The 24823-nt window shown below is 73.7% G+C and carries 21 protein-coding genes; 3 read left to right on the forward strand and 18 right to left on the reverse strand.

All coding sequences use genetic code 11. The features are described from left to right. Window positions 1–77: 77 nt before the first annotated feature. From ACWDYF_RS16610 to ACWDYF_RS16650, 9 genes are all read right to left on the reverse strand, one after another. Entirely contained in the window at window positions 78–1148 is a 1071-nt protein-coding gene (locus ACWDYF_RS16610) for a pseudouridine synthase (RefSeq protein ID WP_381741383.1), read from the reverse strand. Then, window positions 1148–1828, reverse strand: coding sequence for an SMC-Scp complex subunit ScpB (gene scpB, locus ACWDYF_RS16615; RefSeq protein ID WP_389464281.1), 681 nt, complete (start codon window positions 1826–1828; stop codon window positions 1148–1150). The genes ACWDYF_RS16610 and scpB overlap by 1 nt, the downstream gene beginning before the upstream one ends. Window positions 1829–1869: 41 nt before the next feature. Further along, complete coding sequence (locus tag ACWDYF_RS16620) at window positions 1870–3054, reverse strand: segregation and condensation protein A (protein WP_389463966.1); 1185 nt, start codon at window positions 3052–3054, stop codon at window positions 1870–1872. A gap of 18 nt (window positions 3055–3072) precedes the next feature. Then, entirely contained in the window at window positions 3073–3651 is a 579-nt protein-coding gene (locus tag ACWDYF_RS16625; RefSeq protein ID WP_381741377.1) for a hypothetical protein, read from the reverse strand. Further along, window positions 3636–4772, reverse strand: a complete 1137-nt coding sequence (locus tag ACWDYF_RS16630) for a ParA family protein (protein WP_381741375.1) — start codon at window positions 4770–4772, stop codon at window positions 3636–3638. The genes ACWDYF_RS16625 and ACWDYF_RS16630 overlap by 16 nt, the downstream gene beginning before the upstream one ends. 413 nt (window positions 4773–5185) lie before the next feature. Then, complete coding sequence (gene ald / locus ACWDYF_RS16635) at window positions 5186–6310, reverse strand: alanine dehydrogenase (RefSeq protein ID WP_381741374.1); 1125 nt, start codon at window positions 6308–6310, stop codon at window positions 5186–5188. 134 nt (window positions 6311–6444) lie between these two features. Next, window positions 6445–8553 carry a tetratricopeptide repeat protein gene (locus tag ACWDYF_RS16640; protein WP_381741372.1) on the reverse strand — a complete coding sequence of 703 codons (2109 nt, stop codon included), beginning with the start codon at window positions 8551–8553 and terminating at the stop codon, window positions 6445–6447. A 169-nt stretch (window positions 8554–8722) separates the two neighbouring features. Next, complete coding sequence (locus ACWDYF_RS16645; protein WP_037896719.1) at window positions 8723–9349, reverse strand: NUDIX domain-containing protein; 627 nt, start codon at window positions 9347–9349, stop codon at window positions 8723–8725. Window positions 9350–9437: 88 nt separating this feature from the next. Further along, window positions 9438–11087, reverse strand: a complete 1650-nt coding sequence (locus tag ACWDYF_RS16650; protein ID WP_381741473.1) for a CTP synthase — start codon at window positions 11085–11087, stop codon at window positions 9438–9440. A gap of 512 nt (window positions 11088–11599) precedes the next feature. On the opposite strand from ACWDYF_RS16650, the gene ACWDYF_RS16655 reads away from it, so the two are divergent. Then, window positions 11600–13402 (forward strand): glycoside hydrolase family 15 protein, encoded by a 1803-nt coding sequence (locus ACWDYF_RS16655; protein WP_381741471.1) that lies wholly within the window; start codon window positions 11600–11602, stop codon window positions 13400–13402. 21 nt (window positions 13403–13423) lie between these two features. Here ACWDYF_RS16655 and ACWDYF_RS16660 read toward each other — a convergent pair whose 3' ends face one another. After that, complete coding sequence (locus ACWDYF_RS16660; RefSeq protein ID WP_389463962.1) at window positions 13424–13975, reverse strand: DUF3291 domain-containing protein; 552 nt, start codon at window positions 13973–13975, stop codon at window positions 13424–13426. A 396-nt stretch (window positions 13976–14371) separates the two neighbouring features. Between ACWDYF_RS16660 and ACWDYF_RS16665 the strand changes: the two genes are divergently transcribed. Continuing rightward, window positions 14372–16012, forward strand: a complete 1641-nt coding sequence (locus ACWDYF_RS16665) for a PucR family transcriptional regulator (protein ID WP_381741369.1) — start codon at window positions 14372–14374, stop codon at window positions 16010–16012. Window positions 16013–16052: 40 nt separating this feature from the next. Here the strand turns inward: ACWDYF_RS16665 and ACWDYF_RS16670 are convergent, their stop codons facing one another. From ACWDYF_RS16670 to ACWDYF_RS16695, 6 genes are all read right to left on the reverse strand, one after another. Further along, window positions 16053–17198, reverse strand: a complete 1146-nt coding sequence (locus ACWDYF_RS16670) for a glycosyltransferase family 4 protein (protein ID WP_389463961.1) — start codon at window positions 17196–17198, stop codon at window positions 16053–16055. A gap of 469 nt (window positions 17199–17667) precedes the next feature. Further along, window positions 17668–18438, reverse strand: a complete 771-nt coding sequence (locus tag ACWDYF_RS16675; protein ID WP_389463959.1) for an MraY family glycosyltransferase — start codon at window positions 18436–18438, stop codon at window positions 17668–17670. A 72-nt stretch (window positions 18439–18510) separates the two neighbouring features. Further along, a complete protein-coding gene (recN, locus tag ACWDYF_RS16680; RefSeq protein WP_389463957.1) occupies window positions 18511–20262 on the reverse strand; it encodes a DNA repair protein RecN in 1752 nt (583 codons plus the stop codon). Window positions 20263–20397: 135 nt separating this feature from the next. Further along, window positions 20398–21321, reverse strand: coding sequence for an NAD kinase (locus ACWDYF_RS16685; RefSeq protein ID WP_018570476.1), 924 nt, complete (start codon window positions 21319–21321; stop codon window positions 20398–20400). After that, window positions 21318–22133, reverse strand: coding sequence for a TlyA family RNA methyltransferase (locus tag ACWDYF_RS16690; RefSeq protein WP_389463954.1), 816 nt, complete (start codon window positions 22131–22133; stop codon window positions 21318–21320). Before ACWDYF_RS16690 ends, ACWDYF_RS16685 begins: the two co-directional genes overlap by 4 nt. Before the next feature lie 7 nt (window positions 22134–22140). Continuing rightward, complete coding sequence (locus ACWDYF_RS16695) at window positions 22141–22482, reverse strand: hypothetical protein (RefSeq protein WP_389463952.1); 342 nt, start codon at window positions 22480–22482, stop codon at window positions 22141–22143. A 42-nt stretch (window positions 22483–22524) separates the two neighbouring features. On the opposite strand from ACWDYF_RS16695, the gene ACWDYF_RS16700 reads away from it, so the two are divergent. Further along, on the forward strand, window positions 22525–22872 hold the full coding sequence (locus ACWDYF_RS16700) for a sterol-binding protein (RefSeq protein ID WP_018570479.1): 348 nt from the start codon (window positions 22525–22527) through the stop codon (window positions 22870–22872). Here ACWDYF_RS16700 and ACWDYF_RS16705 read toward each other — a convergent pair. Both ACWDYF_RS16705 and ACWDYF_RS16710 read right to left on the reverse strand, forming a co-directional pair. Further along, on the reverse strand, window positions 22856–23734 hold the full coding sequence (locus tag ACWDYF_RS16705; RefSeq protein ID WP_037896726.1) for an ABC transporter ATP-binding protein: 879 nt from the start codon (window positions 23732–23734) through the stop codon (window positions 22856–22858). The genes ACWDYF_RS16700 and ACWDYF_RS16705 overlap by 17 nt on opposite strands. After that, window positions 23731–24759, reverse strand: a complete 1029-nt coding sequence (locus ACWDYF_RS16710) for a FecCD family ABC transporter permease (RefSeq protein ID WP_037896789.1) — start codon at window positions 24757–24759, stop codon at window positions 23731–23733. The genes ACWDYF_RS16705 and ACWDYF_RS16710 overlap by 4 nt, the downstream gene beginning before the upstream one ends. Between the last annotated feature and the right edge of the window lie 64 nt (window positions 24760–24823).

The raw sequence follows: 24823 nt of genomic DNA on the forward strand, positions 1-24823 counted from the left end.
TGAAGCGCCACCGCCCGCCGGTGTACGGGCCCCGCCAAGACCCTAGGCCCTGGCCCCTGGCCCCTAGCCCCTAGCCCCTAGAGGTCGACCTCCTGCATCAGCATGCCGACCTCGGTGTTGGACAGGCGGCGCAGCCAGCCGGACTTCTGGTCGCCGAGGGTGATCGGGCCGAAGGCGGTGCGCACGAGCTTGTCGACCGGGAAACCCGCCTCGGCGAGCATGCGGCGCACGATGTGCTTGCGGCCCTCGTGCAGGGTGACCTCGACGAGGTAGTTCTTGCCGGTCTGCTCGACGACCCGGAAGTGGTCCGCGCGCGCGTAGCCGTCCTCCAGCTGGATGCCGTCCTTCAGGCGCTTGCCGAGGTCGCGCGGGATCGGGCCGACGATGTGCGCCAGATACGTCTTGCGCACGCCGTACTTGGGGTGGGTGAGGCGGTGCGCCAGCTCGCCGTGGTTGGTGAGCAGGATGACACCCTCGGTCTCGGTGTCCAGCCGGCCGACGTGGAACAGCCGCGTCTCGCGGTTGGTGACGTAGTCGCCCAGGCACTGCCGGCCCTCGGGGTCCTCCATGGTGGAGACGACGCCCGCGGGCTTGTTCAGCGAGAAGAACTGGTACGACTGCGTCGCGACGGTCAGGCCGTCGACCTTGACCTCGTCCTTCTCCGGGTCGACCCGGCGGCCCTGCTCCAGGACGATCTCGCCGTTGATCTCGACGCGGGCCTGCTCGATCAGCTCCTCGCAGGCGCGCCGCGAACCGTAGCCCGCGCGCGCGAGCACCTTCTGGAGCCGCTCGCCCTCCTGCTCGGCGCCCGGGAAGGTCTTGGGCAGCTTGACGTCCTTCTTGCCCGCGTACCGGTCGCGGTTGCGCTCCTCCGTCCGCGTCTCGTACTCGCGCGAGCGCGCCGGAGTCGTACGCCCGCCCTGGCCGTCGGGCCTGCGGGGGCCGCCCTTGGCGCCGCCGCGGGCCGCTCCGCCGCGCCCGGACTTCGGGCCGTCCTTGGTGGCGCCGGGGCCCACGTCGTAGCGGCGCTCCTCGGGGCGGGGCTTGCCGGGGCGTCCCTGCCCCTGCTTCTGGTCCCTGTTGTTGCCGGCACCGCGGTGGTTACCGCGTCCGCCGCTCTTGCCGCTGCCGCTACCGCTGCTTCGCATCAAAGTTCCGTCGTCGTCGTGTGAGTCATGTGCGTCCCGTGACCGTCGTCCAGGTCCGGGGCGTCCGGGTCGAACGACGGTACGGCCTCCTGGGTCTCGGCCTCGATCGCCTCCGCCTCCGGGAGGAAGGGCGCGAGCTCCGGGAGCTCGTCCAGACCGCGCAGGCCCATCCGCTCCAGGAAGTAGTTCGTCGTCCTGTACAGGATCGCACCTGTTTCGGGTTCCGTGCCCGCCTCCTGGACCAGTCCGCGCTGGAGCAGGGTGCGCATGACCCCGTCGCAGTTCACTCCGCGCACGGCGGAGACCCTGCTGCGGCTGACCGGCTGGCGGTAGGCGACCACTGCCAACGTCTCCAGCGCGGCCTGGGTGAGCCGGGCCTGCTGGCCGTCCAGGACGAAGCCCTCGACGGCCGCCGCGTACTCGGGGCGGGTGGAGAAGCGCCAGCCGCCGGCGATCAGCCGCAGCTCGAAGCCGCGCCCCTGCGCGGTGTACTCGTCGGCCAGCTCGCGCAGCGCGTCCGCGATCTGCCGCCGGGGCCGCTGGAGCGTCCTGGCCAGCAGTTCCTCGGTCGCGGGTTCGTCCACGACCATGAGCACGGCCTCCAGGGCGGGCTTGAGGCCGAGTGCGGCGACCGGCCGCAGGCCCGCGGGCAGTCCCGCGGTCCCGGTCTCCTCGCTCAGGACTTCCGCGCTCAGGGCTTCCTCACTCGGGGCTTCCGCGCTCATGGCTCTCGCTCCTCCTCGGGCTTCTCGGGCGGCCGGTCGAACTCGTCGGTCACCCGCGTGTGCGCGTCCTCGTCGCCGCCCGTCCAGCGCACCAGCAGGTCGCCGAGGGCCGTCTCCTGGTCGAGGGCGACGGCCTTCTCCCGGTACAGCTCCAGCAGCGCCAGGAAGCGGGCGACGACCGTGAGCGTGTCGTCGGTGTCCGCCACCAGGTCCTGGAAGCGGGCCTCGCCCGTCTCCCGCAGCCGCGCGACCACGATCCGGGCCTGCTCCTGCACGCTGACCAGCGGCGCGTGGATGTGGTCCACGTACACCTGGGGTCTGGGCCGGGGCTGCATCGCCTTGACGGCCAGCCGGGCGAACCCCTCGGGGCCGATGCTGATGACGACCTCGGGCAGCAGCTCGGCGTGGTGCGGTTCCAGTCCGACGGTACGGGGGTGGCGGCGGGCCTCGGCGGTGAGCCGGGCGTCGAAGATGTCGGCGATCCGCTTGTACGCGCGGTACTGGAGCAGCCGGGCGAACAGCAGGTCCCGGGCCTCCAGGAGCGCGAGGTCGGCCTCGTCCTCCACCTCGGCGGCGGGCAGCAGCCGGGCCGCCTTCAGATCGAGCAGGGTGGCGGCCACCACCAGGAACTCGGTCGTCCGGTCGAGGTCCCAGTCCGGGCCCATGGCCCGGATGTGCGCCATGAACTCGTCGGTGACCTTCGACAGCGCGACCTCGGTGACGTCCAGCTTGTGCTTGGCGATCAACTGGAGCAGCAGGTCGAAGGGCCCCTCGAAGTTGGCCAGCCGCACGGTGAAGACCCCGTCCCTGCCCTCGCCGCGCTCCCCGTCCCCGGCGGAGGCAGCGCGCGCCGCACCCTCTCCTCCCGGCTCGGGCCCGGCGGACGGGACCGCCGCGACCGGCTCGGCCGGTGCTCCGGCCACCACGGGCCTCTCGGGCGCCTCCGGCGCGACGGCCGGAGTCGGCGCGGGTTCCGTGTCCCGCCTGGGCGGGGTCGGCCCGGCAGGCTGTACGGCCGCCGGAGCCGGGGGGCGCGGGGCGGTGCCGGCCTCGGGGGCTGGGCCCGCTTCGTGCGGCTCGGGCGCGACGGGCGCCGGGGCCGCGCCGGGTCCCCTGCCCAGGGCGCGCCTGCGCGCGGCGGCGGGGCCCGGGTCCGGGGGAGGTACGTCGTTCGAGGTCATGGCCTCCGCAGGCTACCGCTACCGTCCGCGCAGCCGGCGTACGAGAATGCTCGCGTCCCCGCGGGACTCCAGGTCGGCCAGGACCACGGCGACCGCCTCGCGGACGATCCGGCCGCGGTCGACGGCCAGGCCGTGCTCGCCGCGCAGCACCAGACGCGCGTGCTCCAGGTCCATCAGTTCCTCGGCGGAGACGTAGACGGTGATCTTCTCGTCGTGGCGTTCGCGTCCGCTGGGGCGGCGGTTGGCCGAGCGTCCGCGCTTGCGGGGGGCCGCAGCGGCGCCGTCCTGGCCCGGCTGGGCCTGGCGCCGGCCGGAGCGCTCCGCCCCGGCGCCCGCGGCGCCGCGGCTGCGGGACTCGCCCGCGTCGGCCGCCTCGGTGTCGGCCGCGACGTGCTCGGCGCCCTCGCCGTCACCGCCCTGCGCGGGCACCGAGTGCGGCGCGTCCTCCGCCGGGGCGGCGGCGTCGCTCTCGCCCGCCGGGGCCGGCACCCTGGCCTCGCCGCCCGGCTGGCGCCGGGGAGTGGACGCCTGGAGCGCGGTCCCCCCTGTCGTACGGAACAGTTCGTCGGCCCCCGGCAGACTCACTCGGCGTGACACCGGGCGAGCACCTCCCTGGCGAGCTGGCGGTAGGCGGCGGCACCGACGGAGTTGGAGGCGTACGTGGTGATCGGCTCACCGGCGACCGTGGTCTCCGGGAAGCGGACCGTGCGCCCGATGACCGTGTGGTAGACGTGGTCGTCGAACGCCTCGACGACACGGGCGAGCACCTCACGGCTGTGCACGGTGCGCGAGTCGTACATCGTGGCGAGGATGCCGTCCAGCTCCAGGTCGGGGTTGAGGCGCTCCTGGACCTTCTCGATCGTCTCGGTCAGCAGCGCGACACCGCGCAGCGCGAAGAACTCGCACTCCAGCGGCACGATCACCTTGTGCGCGGCCGTGAGGGCGTTGACGGTGAGCAGACCGAGCGAGGGCTGGCAGTCGATGACGATGTAGTCGTAGTCGTCCATCAGCGGCTTGAGCGCACGCTGGAGCGTGGACTCGCGCGCGACCTCGGAGACCAGCTGCACCTCGGCGGCCGACAGGTCGATGTTGCTGGGCAGCAGGTCCATGTTGGGGACCGCCGTCTTCAGCAGGACCTCGTCCGCGGACATGCCCCGCTCCATGAGCAGGTTGTAGACGGTGAGGTCCAGCTCCATGGGGTTGACGCCGAGACCCACCGACAGCGCGCCCTGCGGGTCGAAGTCCACGAGCAGCACCCGGCGTCCGTACTCCGCGAGCGCGGCACCCAGGTTGATGGTCGACGTGGTCTTGCCGACGCCGCCCTTCTGGTTGCACATCGCGATGATCTTCGCGGGTCCGTGCTCGGTCAGCGGCCCGGGGATCGGGAAGTACGGCAGCGGGCGTCCGGTCGGGCCGACGCGCTCACGGCGCTGTCGGGCCGCGTCGGGCGCGAGCGTGGCCGCGTACTCGGGATCGGGCTCGTACTCGGCGTCGGGGTCGTAGAAGTGCCCCTCGGGCAGTTCGTCGTAGTCGGCGAAGTGGTTGTGGGGCGCGCCACTTCCGTCGCCGGCCATGGCGTTCACGTGATGGCCATCCATGCTCTGGTGTCCTGGCTGGGTCACTCGCGGGAACCGGTGACCCTGGTGGGCTGCGAAGGTGCGCACAGCGACGGAGCCGACAGCCTCGAGCCCCGCGGAGCTCTGGCCCCGCACAGGCATTCCTGGTTGACCACCCCCGGGAGAAAATGTCGACTCATTCACAAGTCGTCTTACCTCCTTGGTGACCAGGAAATTTCTAGACAGGTCAGCGTGGCACCATGCCGACGGTTGGCGACTCTATGGCGTGTCGGGCGTCCGCAGCAACACAATCCGCCGGACCCGGCTCGATGTGTCGGCAATGAAACATCCCTCTGTCAAGGGCGTACGACCGTCGCACAGCAGGTTTCACCGGTGCGTGAATCGGTCGAATGGTTGCGTTCGAGGCGAGTTGGCCGTGTGCGGCGAAGTGACCATACACACATCCGGCCGGACCTTGCGGGCAAGGTCCGGCCGGGCGCGTGTCGTTGACGACACGAGTTGACGTATCGCCTTTTTCCGTCGGGTGACTTGGTCGACTCCCCGACGCGTGCGGGTCAGACGAGCAGCGACGCCAGCTCGACGTGGTCCAGGCCGTGGGCCTCGGCGACCTCCCGGTAGACGACCTTGCCGTCATGGGTGTTGAGGCCCTTGGCGAGCGCGGCGTCCCGGCGCAGCGCCTCGACCCAGCCGTTGTCGGCGAGCGAGACGATGTACGGCAGCGTGGCGTTGGTCAGCGCGTAGGTCGAGGTGTTGGGCACCGCGCCGGGCATGTTGGCGACGCAGTAGAACACCGACTCGTGGACCTTGAAGGCCGGCTCGGCGTGCGTGGTCGGGTGCGAGTCCTCGAAGCAGCCGCCCTGGTCGATCGCGATGTCGACAAGGACACTGCCGGCCTTCATCCGGGAGACCAACTCGTTGGTGACCAGCTTGGGGGCCTTGGCGCCCGGGATGAGCACCGCGCCCACCACGAGGTCGGCCTCCAGGCACGCCTTCTCCAGCTCGAAGGCGTTGGAGACGACGGTCTGGATCTTCGTGCCGAAGATCTTGTCGGCTTCCTTGAGCTTGTTGATGTCCTTGTCGAGCAGGGTCACGTGGAAGCCCAGGCCGATGGCGATCTGCGCGGCGTTCCAGCCGGAGACGCCGCCGCCGATGATGACGGCCTTGCCCGCGGGCACGCCCGGGACGCCGCCCGGCAGGACACCGCGGCCGCCGGCCGCGCGCATCAGGTGGTAGGCGCCGACCTGCGGGGCGAGGCGGCCCGCGACCTCGGACATCGGGGCGAGCAGCGGCAGGGCGCGGTTCGGCAGCTCGACGGTCTCGTAGGCGATCGCCGTGGTGCCGGACTCCAGGAGGGCGTCCGTGCACTCCTTGGAGGCGGCCAGGTGCAGGTAGGTGAAGAGGATCTGGTCCTTGCGCAGGCGGTGGTACTCCTCCGCGATGGGCTCCTTGACCTTGAGCAGCAGGTCGGCGGCGGCCCAGACCTCGTCGGCGGTCTCCAGGATCTCGGCACCGGCCGCGGTGTACTCCTCGTCAGGGATCGCGGAGCCGGTGCCCGCGTTCCGCTCGACGACGACCTGGTGTCCGTGGCGCACCAGCTCGTGCACGCCGGCCGGGGTGATGGCCACCCGGAACTCGTTGTTCTTGACCTCGCGGGGGATGCCGACCTTCACGTCGATCACGGTCCTTGACTCAGGGAATGTGGGGCAATTAAGACGTACCCCGGCACGCACGGGCATACCAGGAGACACCGCAGGGGAACGAGCGGCAGAGCCAGTCTAATGAAGGCGTTCCCGCTGTCTAGCCTTTCATTGCATCAATCTTCAGCGGATGTGCTGCGGATTTCGCAGGCATCCTGGTCCTCTTCCCGTGATGTGTGCTCCGGAAGGGCACCGGTTTCGGCCACCGGAGCCCGCCCGGCCGGCTCCGCCGGGTCCGCGAGCATGCGTTCGGCGGCCCCCCGGTGCAGCCGTGCCGCCGCCGGGTCGCCGAGCCGTTCCAGGGTGTCGCCGAGCCTGAGCTGGAGCGCGGCCTGGAGCCGTACGTCCTCGGCGCGGCGGGCCCATTCGACCGCCTCCTGGCAGGTGCGCAGGCACTCCTCGGGCCGGCCCGCGTACTCCTGGACCCGGGCCAGTTCGCTCAACGCCCGCGCGTGCGCGGGGACATCGCCCCTCCTGCGGTGCGCGGCGACCGCGGCCCGCCAGTTGCGCAGCGCCTCGCCGTAGTGGCCCGCGTAGGTGTGGGCGGCGGCGATCCGGCCGTAGAGCCGGGCGGCGTCCTCGTGCTCGCCGCGCGCCAGCCGCTGGGCCAGGGCCCGGCCGAACCAGTCGGCCGCCCGGTCGTGGTCGCCCAGCTCCTGGTGGGCGGCGCCCACGGATTCCATCGCGCGGCCGGTCGCGTACGGGTCGTTCGCCACGCGTCCGGCGTCCAGCGCGGCGCGGTAGCGGGTCAGCGCCTTCGCGGTCCGGCCGGTGCGGGCGTCCAGGTCGGCGAGGTTCAGCAGCGCGGCGGCCTGCTCCCGGGGCAGGCCCTGCCGCTCGGCGACGTCCAGGACCAGCCGGTGGATGCCGTACAGATCACCGGCCGCCGCCCGGGTGCCGAGGTGGGCGACCATGGCCCGGACCAGCTGGGCCATCAGCCGGCGGGCCAGGGTGTCCAGCTCCCCGTCGGCGACCGCGAGCCGGGCGGCGGCCAGCAGGGCGGGCCGCCGGGCCCGCAGCCACTCCTCGGCGGCCCGCGGGTCGGCGAAGCGCAGGCCGGGGGGCAGGTTCTTCAGCTTCTCGCGGGTCTCGGGGCTGTCGGTCTCGGTGACCGCCCGGCAGGACTGGAGCAGCCGCACGGTGCGTTCCAGCATCCGGGCGCGGGCGAGCTGGAGCTCGGCGGGGCGCTCCTCGCGCCCGGCCAGCTCCAGCAGCAGCGGATGCAGACAGCCGGGCACCTCGTAGCGGGGCAGCGGCGCGGGCAGGGCGCGCAGCAGGCCGAGGGCGGCGAAGCGGTCGAGCAGCCCGCGGGCACCGTCCAGGGAGGTCCCGGCCAGCGCGGAGGCGGTGTGCGGGTCGACGTCGCCGGCCGGGGCGAGGGCGAGCAGGCGCAGCAGCCGGGCGGCGGAGCGGGGCAGCTCCGCGTGGACCAGGCGCAGGACGCGGGCGAGCGCGGTGCCCTCGCCGGTGTCGGCGTGCAGCCGTTTGGCGAGGTCGGAGACGGTCTCCTCGGGATGCGCGGCGAGCCGTCCTGCGGCCAGGGTGAGCGCGGCGGGCTGGCCCTCGCAGATCTCGACGAGGCGTTCGGCGGCGAGCGGGTCGACGGTGATGCGCACCGGGTCGATGTGCTGGGTGAGCAGGTCGAGCGCGGACTTGGTGTCGAGCCCGCCCAGGGTGCAGGGCCGGACGTCGGCGATGCCGGTGAGCGGGCCCCGGGAGACGGCGACGAGCAGGCAGTCGGCGTTGTCCGGCAGCAGCGCGTCGACCTGTTCGGCACCGGCCGCGTCGTCCAGCAGGAGCAGGGCGCGGCGCTCGGCGAGGGCGGCGCGCAGGGCGTCGGTGAGGTCGTCCTCGGCGGCGCCGGGCGGGACGGGCAGGCCGAGCGCGGCGAGCAGTTCCCCGGCGGCGCGGGCGACCGGTACGGGGGTGCCGTCGGGCTCGGTGAGCCGGGCCCGCAGGACGCCGTCGGGGTAACGGGCGGCGACCTGGCGCACCAGTTCCCCGGCGAGCGCGGTACGGCCGGATCCGGGGCGGCCGGCGATGAGCAGCACCCGGGCGCGGGGGGCCTTGCGGCCGGAGATGGTGTCGAGTCCGGCGCGTTCGATGTCCGCGCGCAGTTCCTTCAACTCCCGCGTGCGGCCGAGGAAGTGACGGTCCATCACTGTGGGCGACCGGTTGTCGCGGGCCGGTTTCACGCCACCTGCGTCCACCGCCTGATCCGTCACGGGCCACACTCCCGTCCCACCGCACGCGCATACCCGCCGGGACTCCGGTACGGGCGTTTGAAGAGCCTAGTTCACGCTCTGCGACGTTCCGGGACGAGCACGGCGGACAGGTCGCCCGATCGGATCAGCCGATGGTCACACCGGCCTCGCCCAGGGGGCCGGGACCCGCTCAGGACGCGAACGGACGGGCCGGCCACGGTGCGAGCGCCGGACGCAGCGCGTCCAGGCCCTCGCCCTGCCGGGCCGCGACGAGCGCGAGCACGCCCACGACGAGGCAGTTGTTGTGCAGCTCCCCGGCGAGCACCCCGCGCACCAGGTCGCCGACCGGCACCCGGTCCAGCTCCATGTCCGTCTCCTCGTGCTCCGCGGCGAAGCGCTCGCCCTCGGCCTCGGACAGCTCACGGGCGAGGAAGATCCGTACCGCCTCGTCGCAGCCGCCGGGGGTGGTGTACACATCGGTCAGCACCCGCCAGTCCTCCGCCTTGACGTGCGCCTCCTCGTACAGCTCGCGCTGGGCGGCGTGCAGCGGGTTCTCGCCGGGCACGTCGAGCAGACCGGCCGGGATCTCCCACAGCCGCTGCCGCACCGGGTGGCGGTACTGCCGGATGACCAGCACCCGGTCCTGCCCGTCCAGCGCCAGGACGGCCACCGAGCCGGGGTGGACCTGGTAGTCGCGGGCGGACACGGAGCCGTCGGGCATGACCACCTCGTCGGTCCGCATCGAGGTCTTGGCCCCGGTGAACGGCGTCCGGCTGCCCCGGACCTCCCACTCCTCGGGGGTGTCCTTGATCGTCATGCCCTGTCCTCCGCGTGTGTCGGTACCTGTACGCAACCGGGGTGCCCGCTCCGCGCGCGGGCACCCCGGCCACCGTACAACCGGCGGACTACTCGGCGATCTTCCGCTCGACGGCGGCCTTCACCAGCCCGGCGAAGAGCGGGTGCGGGCGGGTCGGGCGGGAGCGCAGCTCCGGGTGGGCCTGGGTGGCGACCAGGTAGGGGTGCACCTCGCGCGGGTACTCCACGTACTCGACGAGCTTGCCGTCCGGGGAGGTGCCGGAGAAGACGATGCCCGCCTTCTTCTCCAGCTCCGCGCGGTAGGCGTTGTTCACCTCGTAGCGGTGACGGTGGCGCTCCTCGACGTACTCCTTGCCGTCGTAGGCCTCGCGCACGAGGGAGCCCTCGGCCAGCTTGGCCGGGTACATGCCCAGCCGCATGGTGCCGCCCATGTCGCCCTCACCGGCGACGATGTCCATCTGCTCGGCCATGGTGGAGATCACCGGGTGCGCGGTGGCCGGGTCGAACTCGGTGGAGTTGGCGTCCGAGATCCCGGCCGGGCCGCGGGCCGCCTCGATCACGATGCACTGGAGGCCCAGGCAGAGGCCCAGCAGCGGGATCTTGTTCTCGCGGGCGTAGCGGATCGCGCCGACCTTGCCGAGCACACCGCGGTCGCCGAAGCCGCCCGGGATGCAGATGCCGTCGACGTCCGAGAGCTGCGCCCTGGCGTCCGCGGGCGTCCGGCAGTCGTCGGAGGTGACCCACTTGATCTTCACACGGGCCTTGTTGGCGAAGCCGCCCGCGCGCAGCGCCTCGGTCACCGACAGATAGGCGTCGGGCAGGTCGATGTACTTGCCGACCAGGGCGAGGGTGATCTCGTGGTCCGGGTTGTGGACGCGGTCGAGCAGGTCGTCCCAGGTCGTCCAGTCCACGTCGCGGAAGGGCAGGTCGAGCTTGCGGACCACGTAGGCGTCCAGGCCCTCGGCGTGCACGACCTTCGGGATGTCGTAGATCGAACGGGCGTCCGGGCAGGCGACCACGGCGTCCTCGTCGACGTCGCACATCAGGGAGATCTTGCGCTTGATCGCGGTGGGGACCTCGCGGTCGCAGCGCAGCACGATGGCGTCCGGCTGGATACCGATGTTGCGCAGCGCGGCGACCGAGTGCTGGGTCGGCTTGGTCTTCAGCTCGCCGGAGGGGCCGATGTAGGGCAGCAGCGAGATGTGCACCACGAAGACGTTGTCCCGGCCGACCTCGTGGCGGACCTGGCGGACGGTCTCCAGGAACGGCAGCGACTCGATGTCGCCGACGGTGCCGCCGACCTCGGTGATGACGACGTCCACCTCGTCGGTGGCCATCCGCCGGATGCGGTGCTTGATCTCGTTGGTGATGTGCGGGATGACCTGCACGGTGTCACCCAGGTACTCGCCGCGCCGCTCCTTGGCGATGACCGTGGAGTACACCTGTCCTGTAGTGACGTTGGCGGTGCCGTCCAGGTCTCGGTCGAGGAAGCGCTCGTAGTGTCCGATGTCCAGGTCGGTCTCGGCGCCGTCGTTGGTGACGAAGACCTCACCGTGCTGGAAGGGGTTCATCGTGCCCGGGTCCACGTTCAGATACGGGTCGAGCTTCTGCATCACGACGCGCAGGCCCCGTGCCTTCAGGAGCATGCCGAGGCTGGAGGCGGTGAGGCCCTTTCCGAGCGAGGAGGCGACACCCCCGGTGACGAAGATGTGCTTGGTCGTCGTTGATTTGGGCGGCATGGCCAAGAGGGGGCTCCCGTGGTCGCGGATTGTCGTGCGGTACGGCGGTCCGGCCCGGGGAACCCGGGTTGTCCGGCTGGGGTGCCGTCGCTGCGGTTCGGGGGTTTCGCGCCCACCGGTCCACGGGCTACCAGGGTATCAGCGCCTGAGAGGGATGGCTTCCGGCCACGCTCCGCGCACGCGCCGGTACGCAGAAGGGACGGTCACGGGTCTCTCACCTTTGGCTCACCCGTTCGGCGCATGCGGGTTGTCCCGAGCGGCACACAGATCATCTACGTGCGTCGTATCCTGCTCGGACACTCGCTGCCGAGCCCGGCCGGCAACACGGCACCACCCCAGCCCGTACGCACCGGAACAACGAGAGCTCGTCAGTTCGTTGAGCAAAGGTTGTCGTTCTGCCTCACGGCCGACCGGCGGTCTGCTGCACCGCTCAACGACGCATCACAACCCCTTGACCGCACTAGCGACCGCCCCGTATGCGGGGTGACGTGGCCGTTCGACTGGAGTTGCACGTGGCCGGGCGCATCGAAGACTACGCACTCATCGGAGACATGCAGACCGCTGCCCTGGTCTGCCGGGACGGCACGGTCGACTGGCTGTGCCTGCCCCGCTTCGACTCGCACGCCATCTTCGCCGGTCTGCTGGGCAACGAGGAGCACGGCTTCTGGCGGCTCGGCCCGGCCTTCCCGGCGGGCGCCGAGCCACCCACGGCGAACCGGCGCAGCTACCGGGGCGACTCCCTGATCCTCGAATCGGAGTGGGACACCCCGCGCGGCACGGTCCGCGTGACCGATTTCATGCCCCCGCGCGACGGCGCTCCCCAGCTGATCCGCATCGTGGAGGGCGTCTCCGGCCGGGTCCCGATGCGCTCGGCGCTGCGCATGCGCTTCTCCTACGGCCGCATCGTGCCGTGGGTGCACCGCTACGAGTCCCGGACGGTGGCCGTCGCCGGACCCGACTCCGTGTGGTTCGACACACCAGCGGAGACCTACGGCGAGGCGCTGACCACGTACGCGGACTTCACGGTCGCCCCCGGTGACCGGATCGCGTTCACCATCTCCTGGCAGCCCTCGCACAAGGAGGCGCCGCCGGAGCCCGAGCCCGAGCAGTCGCTGGAGGCGACCGAGGACTTCTGGCGCGAGTGGGTCGGCCACTGCACGTACCACGGCCCCTACCGCGAGGCCGTGGTCCGCTCCCTGATCACCCTCAAGGCCCTCACCTACGCCCCCACCGGCGGCATCGTCGCCGCGCCCACCACCTCCCTGCCCGAGGACATCGGCGGCGTACGCAACTGGGACTACCGCTACACCTGGCTGCGGGACGCGGCGATCACCCTCTCCTCGCTGCTGCGCACCGGCTACCGCGAGGAGGCCCGCGCCTGGCGCGAGTGGCTGCTGCGCGCGGTCGCCGGTGACCCGGAGAACCTCCAGATCATGTACGGCATCGCCGGTGAGCGCGAGCTGGGCGAGGCGGAGCTGGACTGGCTGCCCGGCTACGAGAACTCCGCCCCGGTCCGGGTCGGCAACGGCGCCGCGCACCAGCTCCAGCTCGACGTCTACGGCGAGGTCACCGAGGCCCTCCACCTGGCCCACATGACCGGCCTCGCCCGCAACGACTACGCCTCGCTGCTCCAGCTCAAGCTGATCCGCTACCTGGAGAAGCACTGGCAGGAGCCGGACGAGGGCATCTGGGAGGTGCGCGGCCCGCGCCGCCACTTCGTGCACTCCAAGGTCATGGCCTGGGTCGCCGTGGACCGCACGATCAAGCTGATGGAGTCCGGCGACGTCGACGGCCCGCTGGAGCGCTGGAAGGACCTGCGCGACGAGATCCACCGGGACGTCTGCGAGAAGGGCTACGACAAGGAGCGCAACACCTTCACCCAGTCCTACGGCTCCCGGGAGCTGGACGCCTCCCTGCTGCTCATCCCGCAGATGGGCTTCCTGCCGCCGGACGACAAGCGGGTCATCGGCACCATCGAGGCCATCCAGCGCGAGCTGTCCACCTCGGACGGCTTCATCCTGCGCTACCCCACCGACGGCGACCACGCCGGTGTCGACGGCCTCCCCGGCGACGAGGGCGCCTTCCTCGCCTGCTCGTTCTGGATGGCCGACGACCTGGCGATGATCGGCCGCGTCGACGAGGCCCGCAAGCTCTTCGAGAAGCTGCTGGCCCTGCGCAACGACCTCGGTCTGCTGGCCGAGGAGTGGGATCCGCGCCTCCAGCGCCAGGTCGGCAACTTCCCGCAGGCCTTCAGCCACGTCCCGCTGATCGACACCGCGCTGCGCCTGACGGCGAGCGGAGCGTACGGGGGGTGACGCGCCGCGGCCGCCGGATCCTCACTCGCTCCCGTCCGCGGCCGCGCCGCTGATCCGGGCGGGAGTGCCCTCCGGGTCGAAGGGGTGGCGGAAGGTGAAGGCGTGCGGCGCCGGGGCGTGGCCGTGGAGGTGCTCCAGCCGGGACACCCCCTCCCGCCAGGTGGGGGTCACGTCGTCGGCGACCCACCAGCAGGCGTGGGTGGGGTGCGTCGCCCGCTCGAACCAGTCGCGACGCCTGTTCAGCGCCTCACGGTGCGGACCGGTGTAGACGGCGTCGAAGGCAGGTTGCAGGCCGGTCCAGAGCGACAGGGTCGCGGCCAGGGCTATGGTCTCCGGCGTACGGCCCTTGCCGTACCAGTCCGGTACGGCGAACTCCCCCCACGCACCCCAGTCCAGTTCGAAGTGGGTGCCCTGCTCGCCCTCGGGCGCTTCGGCATGGGCGAGGTATCCGGGGTGCCGGCTGATCCTCTGGTAGATGCCTCCGGCGCGGTCGTGGAAGTCGCGCGTGGGAGGTGCGGGATCGGCGAGCGGTGACTTCAGGGCGCCGAATGTGTACAGAGCAAGACGGGGCATGCTTCTCTCTCCGGTCGGGGGTTCCTGGTGCGGACCCGGTTCGGTGGCTCACGCGGGGACGACGACGCCTGCGGCGTGCCGGCTCGTGCTGCCGCGGGCGGCTCAGCCTGGAGGAGCACCCGTGCGACCGCGGGGCGGCCGCCGAGGGCCCGGTGAAGGTAACCGCTGCGGTGAGGCCCTGTCGACGTTGCGTTTTCGCCGCCCAAGTGGCCTCCGGCACAGGTCTCCGCCTGAACTGGGGCGATGGGCGCGGGACGCCGTCCGAGGACGGCACTTCCGGGGCGTACGCCTGACCGGCCGGGGCGGGAAGGCGGCCCGGCCGCCGTGGCCGCGCCGTGGTCCTGCCGTCCGCCCGGTACTGTCCCGGTGCCGTTTCCCCAGGTAGCGTCCGGTTTCATGGACCGCAGACTCGACACCGAGGGCGCCGGGATCACCGTGCAGCGCGCCCTCGAACTGCCCGGCCTCCGTAGCGGCCTCCCCGAGATCGTGGCCGGCGGCGACCGGCTGGGCCGCACCGTGCGCTGGGTGCACGCCGGGGAGGTCCCCAACATCGCCTCCCTGCTCAAGGGCGGCGAGCTGCTGCTGACCACCGGCTACGGCCTGGGCACCCGCCCCGCCGACCAGCGCGCGTTCGTCCGCACCCTCGCCGAGCGGGGCATCGCCGCCCTCGTCGTGGAGCTGGGCCCGCGCTTCGCCCGGCTGCCCGCCGCGCTCGTCGAGACGGCCCGCAGCGCCGGTCTCCCGCTGGTCCAGCTGCACCGCGAGGTGCCGTTCGTGGCGGTCACCGAGGAGATCCACACCGAGATCGTCAACGGCCACTACGCGCTGCTCCAGCGCGCCGAGGAGGTGCACCGCCGCTGCACCGAGGCGCTGCTCGGCGGTGGCGGGGTGCCGCAGGTGCTGGGCATCCTCGCCGACTTCGGCGCCAACCCGGTCTTCCTGGAGACCCCCGACGGGCGGCTGCTGTACGCGGCCGGCGCCGGGCCGGAGGGCGCCGATCCGCTCCAGGTCTGGGAAGGGCTGCGCGCCCAGCACAAGGACGCGCCGCCACCGGCCGGTTCGGTCCTGGTGGACGTGCCCGGCGGCGGCCCCGGCCCCGGCTCGGTCCGCGCCCGCCTGGTGCTGCTGCCCGTGCGCGCGCCGCTCGCCCCGGTGCACCGCATGGCCGTGGAGCGGGTGGCCGGGATCCTCGCGGTGGTGCTGATGCAGGCCCGGCAGGAGGAGGAACTGGCCGCGCGCGGACGCGGCGACTTCCTCACCGACCTCGCCGAGGGCCGCGTCAGCGCCGAGGACGCCCCCGCGCAGGCCCGCGTCCTCGGCTTCCGGCCGGGCGGCAGCCCGCTGTTGCCGGTGGTCATGCGACTGGGCGACAGCCTGGCACCGGGCGGCGGCGGGGGCGGCTGGGCGGTGCTGGCGCGGGCGGTCGCCGAGGAGCTGACCACGGTCGGCGTGCCCGCCCTGCTGGGCGTGCGGCCGGTCGAGGGCCGGGTGCTGCTGCTGGTCGGGCTGCGCTCCGAGGCGGAGCGCCCGGCGACCGCCGACCGGGTCGCGGCGGCGCTGCGGGCCGGTGCGGAGCGTGCGGGCATGCGGCGGCCGGGCGCGGCGCCGCCGGTGGTGGTCGTGGGCGTGCCGGGCGGCTGGGCGGCGGCCTCGGCGGGCCTGCGGCACGCGGCCGAGACGGCGACGGCGGCGCAGGGGCTGCCCGAGCGGCCCTGGTACGACGCCCGTCGCCTCGACATCGACCTGCTGCTGTGGCGGCTGCGCGGCCATCCGGACCTGGCCGCCTTCGTGGACCGGGCCATCGGTCCGCTCCAGGACCACGACTCGCGCTCCCGGCCGCCGTTGCTGCCCACCCTCCAGACCTATCTGGCGCACGCGGGCCGCAAGGCGGAGACGGCCCGCGAGCTGCATCTGAACCGGCAGACCCTCTACAACCGGCTGGCCCGGATCGGCGAGCTGCTGGGCACCGACCTGGACGACCCGCAGACGGTCCTGGCGCTCAGCCTGGCGCTGCGGGCCCGACGGCACGTGTCCTGAGCCGGACCCACGCGCCGGTGTGCGCCGCGCCGGGGCCTTCTCAGACCGGTCGGCCCGGTTCGGTCAACTCGTCGTAGACGCTGAGGACCTGGGCGACGGTCTCGTCCTCGGTGGGCCAGCTCGCGGCCTGCGCGGCGCCCTTCCTCCGCAGGAGTTCGCGCCGCCCGGGGTCGGCGAGCAGCCGCACCACGGCGGCGGCCAGGGTGTGCGGCTCGCCGTAGGGGACGAGTTCGGCCGCGTCGCCCACCAGGTCGGGGATCCCGCCCACGGCGGTCGCGACGAGCGGCACCCCGGCGAGCAGCGCCTCCTGGGCGAGCACGCAGCGCGGCTCCCACCTGCTGGTGACCAGCGCGAGGTCGGCGGCCGTGAGCAGCCGCCGCGCATCGTCGCGCAGCCCGATCAGCCGGACCGGCAGCTCCTCGTCCTCGATCCGCCGCTGGAGGGCGGCGCGCAGCGGTCCCTCCCCCGCGACGACCACCAGCGGCACCGGGTCGAGACGGCGCCAGGCGGCCGCGGCGTCGAGCAGGAACTCGTAGCCGCGGTGGTGCTCCAGGGAACCGACGGCCAGGAGCAACGGGCGGCCGGTGGCGCCGAGTTCGGCGCGGAGCTTGGGCGGTGTGCGGTCCGGGTCGTTCTGGCCGTCCTGGCCGTCCTCCCGGTGCGGGCCGGGCAGCGCGGTGGCGGCGAGACGGGCGTCGCGCGCACCGGCCCGGCGCGCCCGCTCCACCAGGTCGGAGGTGGTGCCGAGCACCACGGCGGCCGCCTTCACCACCCGCCGCTCCAGCAGCCGCAGGAACCGCGCCCGCGCCCCCTGCGCGTGCGCGCGGTTGTGCCAGGTGACGACGAGCGGGGTGCGCCGGCCGCGGAGCGCGAGCACCGCGCGGAAGGAGGCGTGCAGTCCGTGCGCGTGGACGAGGTGCGCCTCGGTGCAGGCGGCGCGGAGTGCCGCCACGGAACCGGGGTCGCTGCTGCGCGGCACATGCACGTGGTCGGCGCCGACACCGGTGAAGTCGTAGGCGTGGTCGGCCTCCACGGGGGCGCACACCGTGACGCGCACGCCCCGTGCGACGAGCCCCGCAGCCAGGGAACGCACATGGGCACTGCTGCCCGCGTTGCCGCCGCCGATCACCTGCACGGTGCGCAGTGGCGACTGGCCGTGCGGTGCGGTGCTGCTCACGGGGGTCACGCGGGCGGGGCTCCTGGGTCGGCGTGGTGCGGTCAACGGGAAACGTACAGAAGGTATCGGGGGCGCGGGGCCGGGCGTGCGCGCCTCCTGGGCGCACCGCGTTCTCCGTCAAGGATGCCAGGACGTACGGGTGTTCCGGATACGGCGGGCGGTCGCACGGCACGGCGCCCGGGGGCGGGTGCGCCGCTGCGGGTCATCCGCACGAGTGAGCAGGCGCCCGTGCCCCGGCGGGGGCGTGCGGCACGCGCGGGCGCCGGGACGGGCCGCCCGGCGGCTCCGTACGCGGGGCGCACGCGTGGCACACGCGTGGCGCACGCGGGAGCGACGGACCGGACGGGTCGGTGTCTCCGTCGCGGTCTCCGTCGCGGTCTCCGTCGCGCCGGGCTCACGCGGGAGTGCGCCTCCCTCAAGGGGCGCGCGCCGGATCCGCCCCCGAGTGGTCCGGGACGGCGGCGGGTGCCGTCCGGTGTCAGCGGGCGCCGGCCGCCGCGCTCACCCGGTCGCCGCAGACCGCCGCCGTGACCAGGGCGGCGGCGTGCGCGGCCAGCCCGGCGCGTCCGTTGCCCGCGACGATCGCGGTGCCCAGCAGCGCGCCCAGGGCGTGCGCCCCCGTGTCGCCGATCATCACGCGCGCGCCGAGGTCGTCGGGGAGCACCGCCGCGGCGACGCCCGCGGCGGTCGCCGACAGCTCGGCCCCGGGCCCCTCGCGCAGCAGTCCGGGCGCGGCGAGCGCCAGCACCGTCCCGGCGGCCCGGCCGGGCCGTACGTCCACGAGGTTGACGAGGTGCGCGGTCCCGGCGATCACCACCGCGGCCAGCACCTTGTCGGCCGGCCGCTCCTTGAGCCGGGCCCCGGCGGCGAGCGCGGCCCCCGAGACGCCGAGCAGTTTGACGGTGCCGCTGGTGACCTCGCCCGCGCGCAGGGCGGACAGATGGGCGCGGAAGCCGCGGCGCGGGTCACCGGCGCCCGCGACGTCGTCGTAGGCCCCGCAGAGCCCGGCGGCGGCCACGGCGAGGGCGGCGGCCGGACGCACCCGGGCCGCGCCCGCCGCCGCGGCCAGCGCGGTGGCCGGGGCCGCGTACAGCCCGACGGTCCGGCCGGCGTGGTTCTCGCGCTCCCAGCGCCCGCGGCCGCCGGGCGGCCGGGTGCGCAGCGCCCACAGGGACGCCCGGGTGAGCGCGGCCGAGGCGAGCGCGGCCGTGGCGAGAAGGGCGGCGTTCCGGCTCGCTCGTACGATCATGCGATCACTCTAGGGACCCCGTGGACGCGCCAGGAACCGCCCCTGGCCGACCACCGCCCGGCTCGCGGCCCGCTATCCGTCGGCCCGCGCCGCCGCCAGCAGTTCCTCCGCGTGGGCCCGTGCCGTCTCGGAGTCCTCCTGGCCCGCCAGCATCCGGGACAGCTCCCTGACCCGGTCCTCGCCCTCCAGCACCTTCACGCCCGAGCGGGTCACGGACCCGTCGTTCGTCTTCTCCACCAGCAGTTGCCGGTCGGCGAAGGCGGCGACCTGCGGCAGATGCGTCACCACCACGACCTGTGCGCTCCGCGCCAGCTTCGCGAGCCGCCGCCCGATCTCCACGGCCGCCTTGCCGCCGACGCCCGCGTCGACCTCGTCGAAGAGGTACGTCGGTACGGGATCGGTGCCCGCGAAGACGACCTCGACGGCCAGCATCACGCGCGACAGCTCACCGCCGGAGGCGCCCTTGGCGATCGGGCGCGGCGGGGCGCCCGGGTGCGGGGCGAGCAGCAGTTCGACCTCGTCGACGCCCCAGGGGCCGTGGGCGACCGTGCGGCCGTGCACCTCCACGCCGTCCGGGTCCTCGGTCTGCCGCAGCTCGAACGACACGCGCGCGTGCGGCATGGCCAGCGAGGCCAGCTCGGCGGTGACGGCGGCGGCGAACCGCTCGGCGGCCTCGGTGCGCGCCTCGGTCAGGTCCTGCGCGAGGCCGCCCAGTTCGGCGCGGAGCGCGTCCCGCTCGGCGGTCAGCTCGTCGATCCGCGAGTCGTCGCCCTCCAGCTCGGTCAGCCGGACGGCGCCCTGCTCGGCCCAGGCCAGCACGGCGTCGATGCCCCGCTCGAACTCGCCGTACTTGCGGGTCAGCGCGGTCAGCGCCGCGCGCCGCTCCTCGACGGCGGCCAGCCGCAGCGGATCGGCGTCCAGGTCGCCCGCGTACCCGGCCAGCTCCCCGGCGACGTCACCGAGCAGGATGCCGATCTCACCGATCCGGTCGGCGAGCGCGGCGAGCGCCGGGTCGTGCGCCCGTACGGCCTCCAGGGCGCGCTGGGCGCCCGCGACCAGGGTGGCCGCGTCGATGCCCTCGGGGTCCTCGGGATCGCCCGCGAGCGCGGCGTGCGCGAGCGTCGCGGCGGAGGCGAGCGCCTCGGCGTGGCCGAGCCGCTCGGCCTCCTCGGCCAGCTCGGCGTCCTCACCGGCGCGCGGCTCGACGGCGGCGATCTCGTCCAGGCCGAACCGGAGCATGCCGGCCTCCTGGGCGCGTTCCCGCGCGCGCGTGGTGATCTCCTCCAGCTCGCCGGAGACCGCCCGCAGCCGCCGGTACGCCTCCGCGTACTTGGCGAGCGGCACGGCGACGGCGTCGCCCGCGTACCGGTCCAGCGCCTGCCGCTGCCGGGACAGCTTCAGCAGGCCCTGCTGATCGGTCTGGCCGTGCACGGCCACCAGGTCGTCGGCCAGTTCGGCGAGCAGCCCCACCGGGACGCTGCGCCCGCCCAGATGGGCCCGGGAGCGGCCCTCGGCGGAGACGGTACGGCTGATCAGCAGCGCCCCGTCGTCCAGCTCGGCGCCCGCCTCCTCGGCCCGGACGGCCGCGGCGGCTCCGGGGGGCACGGTGACACGCCCCTCCACGACCGCCTTCCCGGCGCCGATCCGCACGAGCGCCGGGTCCGCGCGCCCGCCCAGCAGCAGTCCCAGGCTGGTGACCACCATGGTCTTGCCCGCACCCGTCTCACCCGTGACCGCGGTGAAGCCGGGCGACAGCTCGACGACAGCGTCGTCGATGACTCCGAGCGACCGTATCCGCATCTCCTCCAACACGACCCCGACCATACGAGGTTTTGCTCGCCTCGCGCGACGCGCCCCACCCGACCGGGGAGAACACGGACCGTTACCCATGGACGGCACGCTCGTTCACCAGTGCGCCCCCGCCGTGGCGGGGTGGCGGGCGCCGTGCCGCAGCACAGCTCAGCGCGGCGCCCCGCGCCACCCCGACACCGGCAGGGCGAACTTGGCCACCAGACGGTCGGTGAAGGACGCGTGGTGCAGCCGGGCCAGCCGTACCGGGACGGCGCCGCGCCGCACCTCGACGCGGGCCCCCGGGGGCAGCTCGACCGTGCGGCGCCCGTCGCACCACAGGACGCCCGGCGGCACATGCGGCAGTACCTCGACGGCCAGCACCGAGTCGGGCGAGGTCACCAGCGGCTTCGCGAACAGGGCGTGGGCGCTGATCGGCACCATCAGCAGCGCCTCGACCTCGGGCCACACCACGGGACCGCCCGCGGAGAAGGCGTACGCCGTCGAACCGGTGGGCGTGGCGCACACGATGCCGTCGCAGCCGAAGCCGGTCACCGGGCGCCCGTCGATCTCCAGGACGACCTCCAGCATCCGCTCGGCGGACACCTTCTGCACGGCCGCCTCGTTCAGTGCCCAGTCGGTGTGCACGATGTCGCCGTTGCGGTGCACGACCACGTCGACGGTCATCCGCTCCTCGACCTCGTAGGCCCGGGACACCACCCGGTCCACGACCTTGTCCAGGTCGTCGCGCTCGGCCTCGGCGAGGAAGCCGACGCTGCCGAGGTTCACGCCGAGCATCGGCACGCCCGAGGCGCGGGCGAACTCGGCCCCGCGCAGCAGCGTGCCGTCACCGCCGAGGACGATCAGCAGCTCGCAGCCGTCCAGGCACTGCGGAGTGGCCTCCGCGACCAGCCGCACCTCGTCCGGCAGCGGCAGGTCGCGCGCCTCCGCCTCCAGGACGCGTACGCCGATCCCGGCCTTCAGCAGCCCCTTGACCACCAGCTCGGCGCTGCGCACGGCGGCGGGCCGGCCGGTGTGGGCCAGCAGGAAGACGGTTCGTGCCTGGGTGTGTGTCCGAGCTAGGTCCTGTGTCAACGCGGCCCCTCCGCCACTGCACGGTCAACATCGGCCGGGTCCAGGGCGGGCGCCCCGGCACGCAGCCACAGAAAGTACTCGACGTTCCCGGACGGACCCGGCAGCGGGCTCGCGGTGACGCCCCGCACCCCGAGCCCCAGCTCCCACGCCCTCCCGGCCACGCCGCGCACGGCCTCCGCCCGCAGTTGCGGACTCCGTACGACACCCCCGCTGCCCAGCCGCTCCTTCCCCACCTCGAACTGCGGCTTGACCATCATCACCAGATCGGCGTCCGGCGTCACGCACCGCGTCAGGGCGGGCAGCACCAGGCCGAGCGGGATGAAGGACAGATCGCCCACGACGAGGCCCACGGGCTCCCCGTCGATCGCCTCCAGGGTCAGTTCCCGTACGTTCGTACGGTCCTTGACGGTGACCCGCTCGTCCTGCCGGAGCGACCAGGCGAGCTGCCCGTAGCCGACGTCCGCGGCGACGACGTGCGCGGCGCCCGCCCGCAGCAGCACATCGGTGAAACCCCCGGTGGACGCGCCGGCGTCCAGCGCCCGCCGGCCCTCGACGACGAGCCCCTGCGGGACGAACGCCGCCAGCGCGCCGGCCAGCTTGTGGCCGCCCCGGGAGACATAGCCGGGGTCGCTGTCGTCGGCGGTGACCACGATCGCGGCGGCGGTCTCCACCTGCGTGGCGGACTTGGTCGCGACGGTCCTGCCGACGGTGACCCGGCCCGCGGCGATCAGCTGGCCGGCGTGCTCGCGCGAGCGCGCGAGCTTGCGGCGGACCAGTTCCGCGTCGAGACGGCGGCGTGCGACTCCTGCCACGTTCGGTTCAGCTCCTGTGTCGGTACGGCGGTGAAGGCGCCGGCGGCGCCGGGGGGCCCTGGGGTCCCGGAGGTCCCGGGCGGGTGTCGAGCGCGGTGAGCGCGTCGCGCAGCCCCCCGTGTACATCCTCGTACACCTCCAGGTGCCCGTCGGTCCCGAGGTGGTCGGCGTCGCCGAGCCGTTCCAGGGCGGCGTCGACGTCCGCGTCGCCGGTGGGCGTGCGGGGCACGCCGAGCGGGGCGGGCGCGAAGGGTTCGCCGGTCGCGGGGTCGGCGGGCTGCTGGGCGGCGGGCTCCCGGGGGACCTCCGCTGCCGTCCGGGGCCCGGCCTCGGGCACGGAGTCGCTCATGCCCAGACGCTACCGCGAAGCCCTGGGGTACCGTCGGTCGCGATGGCCACGATCGAGGAGTGCCGTACCGCACTCGAGAAGCTCTCGGACAGCATGTCGGGCGCGCAGGGCGACGTCCGGGAGGCGGCCTCCCTGGACCGCTCGGTGAGCTGCCACATCACGGATCTCGACGTCACCTTCGCCGGCCGTCTCACCGGCGGCCGGATCGACGTGCGCGAGACCCTGCCGGGACCGCCGCGGGACAGGGCGCAGATCCGGCTCGCCATGGCGGGCGAGGACCTCCTCGCGCTGGTCGGCGGCGAGCTGAACTTCGCCACGGCCTGGGGTTCGGGCCGGGTGCGTCTTGAGGCGAGCCTGCTGGACCTGTTCCGGCTCAGGAAGCTGCTGTGACCTCGGCCCCCGGCGTCACGGAGGCGTGACGCGCGCGGGCCGCGCGGGCCGCCGGGACCACCAGCGGGGTGCCCGTCTCCGGGTCGTCGATGACCTGGCAGCGCAGCCCGAAGACCTTCTCCACCAGCTCGGCGGTGACGATCTCCTTCGGCGCGCCCTGGGCGATGACCTCGCCCTCGCGCAGCGCGATGAGATGGGTGGCGTAGCGGGCCGCGTGGTTGAGGTCGTGCAGCACGGCGACGAGGGTGCGCCCCTGCTCCTCGTGCAGCTCGGCGCAGAGGTCCAGGACGTCGATCTGGTGCTGGATGTCCAGGTACGTCGTCGGCTCGTCCAGCAGCAGCAGCGGCGTCTGCTGGGCGAGGGCCATGGCGATCCACACCCGCTGGCGCTGACCGCCCGACAGTTCGTCCACGTACCGTTCGGCGAGCGCGGTGACGCCGGTCTGCTCCATGGACTCCTGGACGACCCGCTCGTCCTCGGCCGACCACTGCCGCAGGATGCCCTGGTGCGGGTAGCGGCCGCGGCCCACCAGATCGCCGACGGTGATGCCGTCGGGCGCGATCGACGACTGGGGCAGCAGCCCGAGCGTCCGGGCGACCTGCTTGGCGGGCATCGACTGGATGACCTGGCCGTCCAGCAGCACCCGGCCGTGGCTGGGCCTGAGCATCCGCGACAGGGCGCGCAGCAGCGTGGACTTGCCGCAGGCGTTCGGGCCGACGATCACCGTGAAGGAGTTGTCGGGGATCTCGACCGACAGTTCCTCGGCGATGACGCGCTGGTCGTAGGCCAGGGTGACGTTGTCGGCGGACAGGCGGCTCACGGTGCTCCTCGGGTCGTTCACGGTGGTACTCGGGTTGCTCATATCCGGCCCTTCCGGCGCTCGGTGACCAGCAGCCACAGCAGGTAGACCCCGCCGAGCACGCCGGTGACCACGCCCACGGGCAGCTGGTCGGCGCCGAAGGCGCGCTGGGCGGCCCAGTCGGCAGTGACCAGCAGGGCGGCGCCCATGCACAGCGAGGGGACCAGGTTCGGGCCGGGCGAGCGGGTCAGGCGGCGGGCGAGCTGCGGCGCGGTCAGCGCCACGAAGGCGACCGGTCCGGCGGCGGCGGTCGCGGCGGCGGTGAGCAGGACGGCGGAGCCCATCAGCAGCAGCCGCACCCGCTCGACGCGTACGCCCAGGGCGTAGGAGACGTCGTCGCCCATCTCCAGCATGCGCAGCCCGCGCGCGTTGCCGAGGACGAGCGGGAGCAGTACGGCGCACAGCGCGAGCAGCGGCCAGACCTGGTCCCAGTCGCGGCCGTTGAGCGAGCCGGTCAGCCAGTTCACCGCGCGGGCCGCGTCGACGAAGTCCGCCTTGGTGAGGAGGTAGCCGTTGACCGCGGTGGCGACCGCGTTGACGCCGATGCCGACCAGGACGAGCCGGTAGCCGTGCACGCCCTGCTTCCAGGCCAGCAGATAGATGGCGAGCCCGGTCGCCAGGCCGCCCACGAGCGCGCCGAGGGTGACGGCGGTGGCGTTGCCGGACAGCAGCACGATCACCACCAGGGCACCGGCGGTCGAGCCCTGGGAGAGGCCGAGCACGTCGGGACTGCCGAGCGGATTGCGGGCGACCGACTGGAAGAGCGCGCCGCCCAGGCCCAGGCAGGCGCCGACCAGCAGGCCGACCAGGACACGCGGCAGCCGCAGTTCGCGGATGATGAACTCCTGGCCCGCGTCGCCCTGTCCGGCCAGGGTCTTCAGTACGTCGGAGGCGTCGATCGGGAAGTCTCCGGTGCCGATGAGCACCACGCCCGCGGCGAGCGCGGCGAGCGTCAGCAGGACGACGACGGTGAACGCCCGTACGTCCAGGCGCAGGGAGAGCCCGCCGGGCGCGCGGACAGCACGCACGGCGCGGGGCGCGCGGGCGCCAGAGGTGTGCGCGGTCCCGGTCCCGGCGGCCGTCGCCCCGGTG

The organism is Streptomyces sp. NPDC003284 (assembly GCF_053589675.1).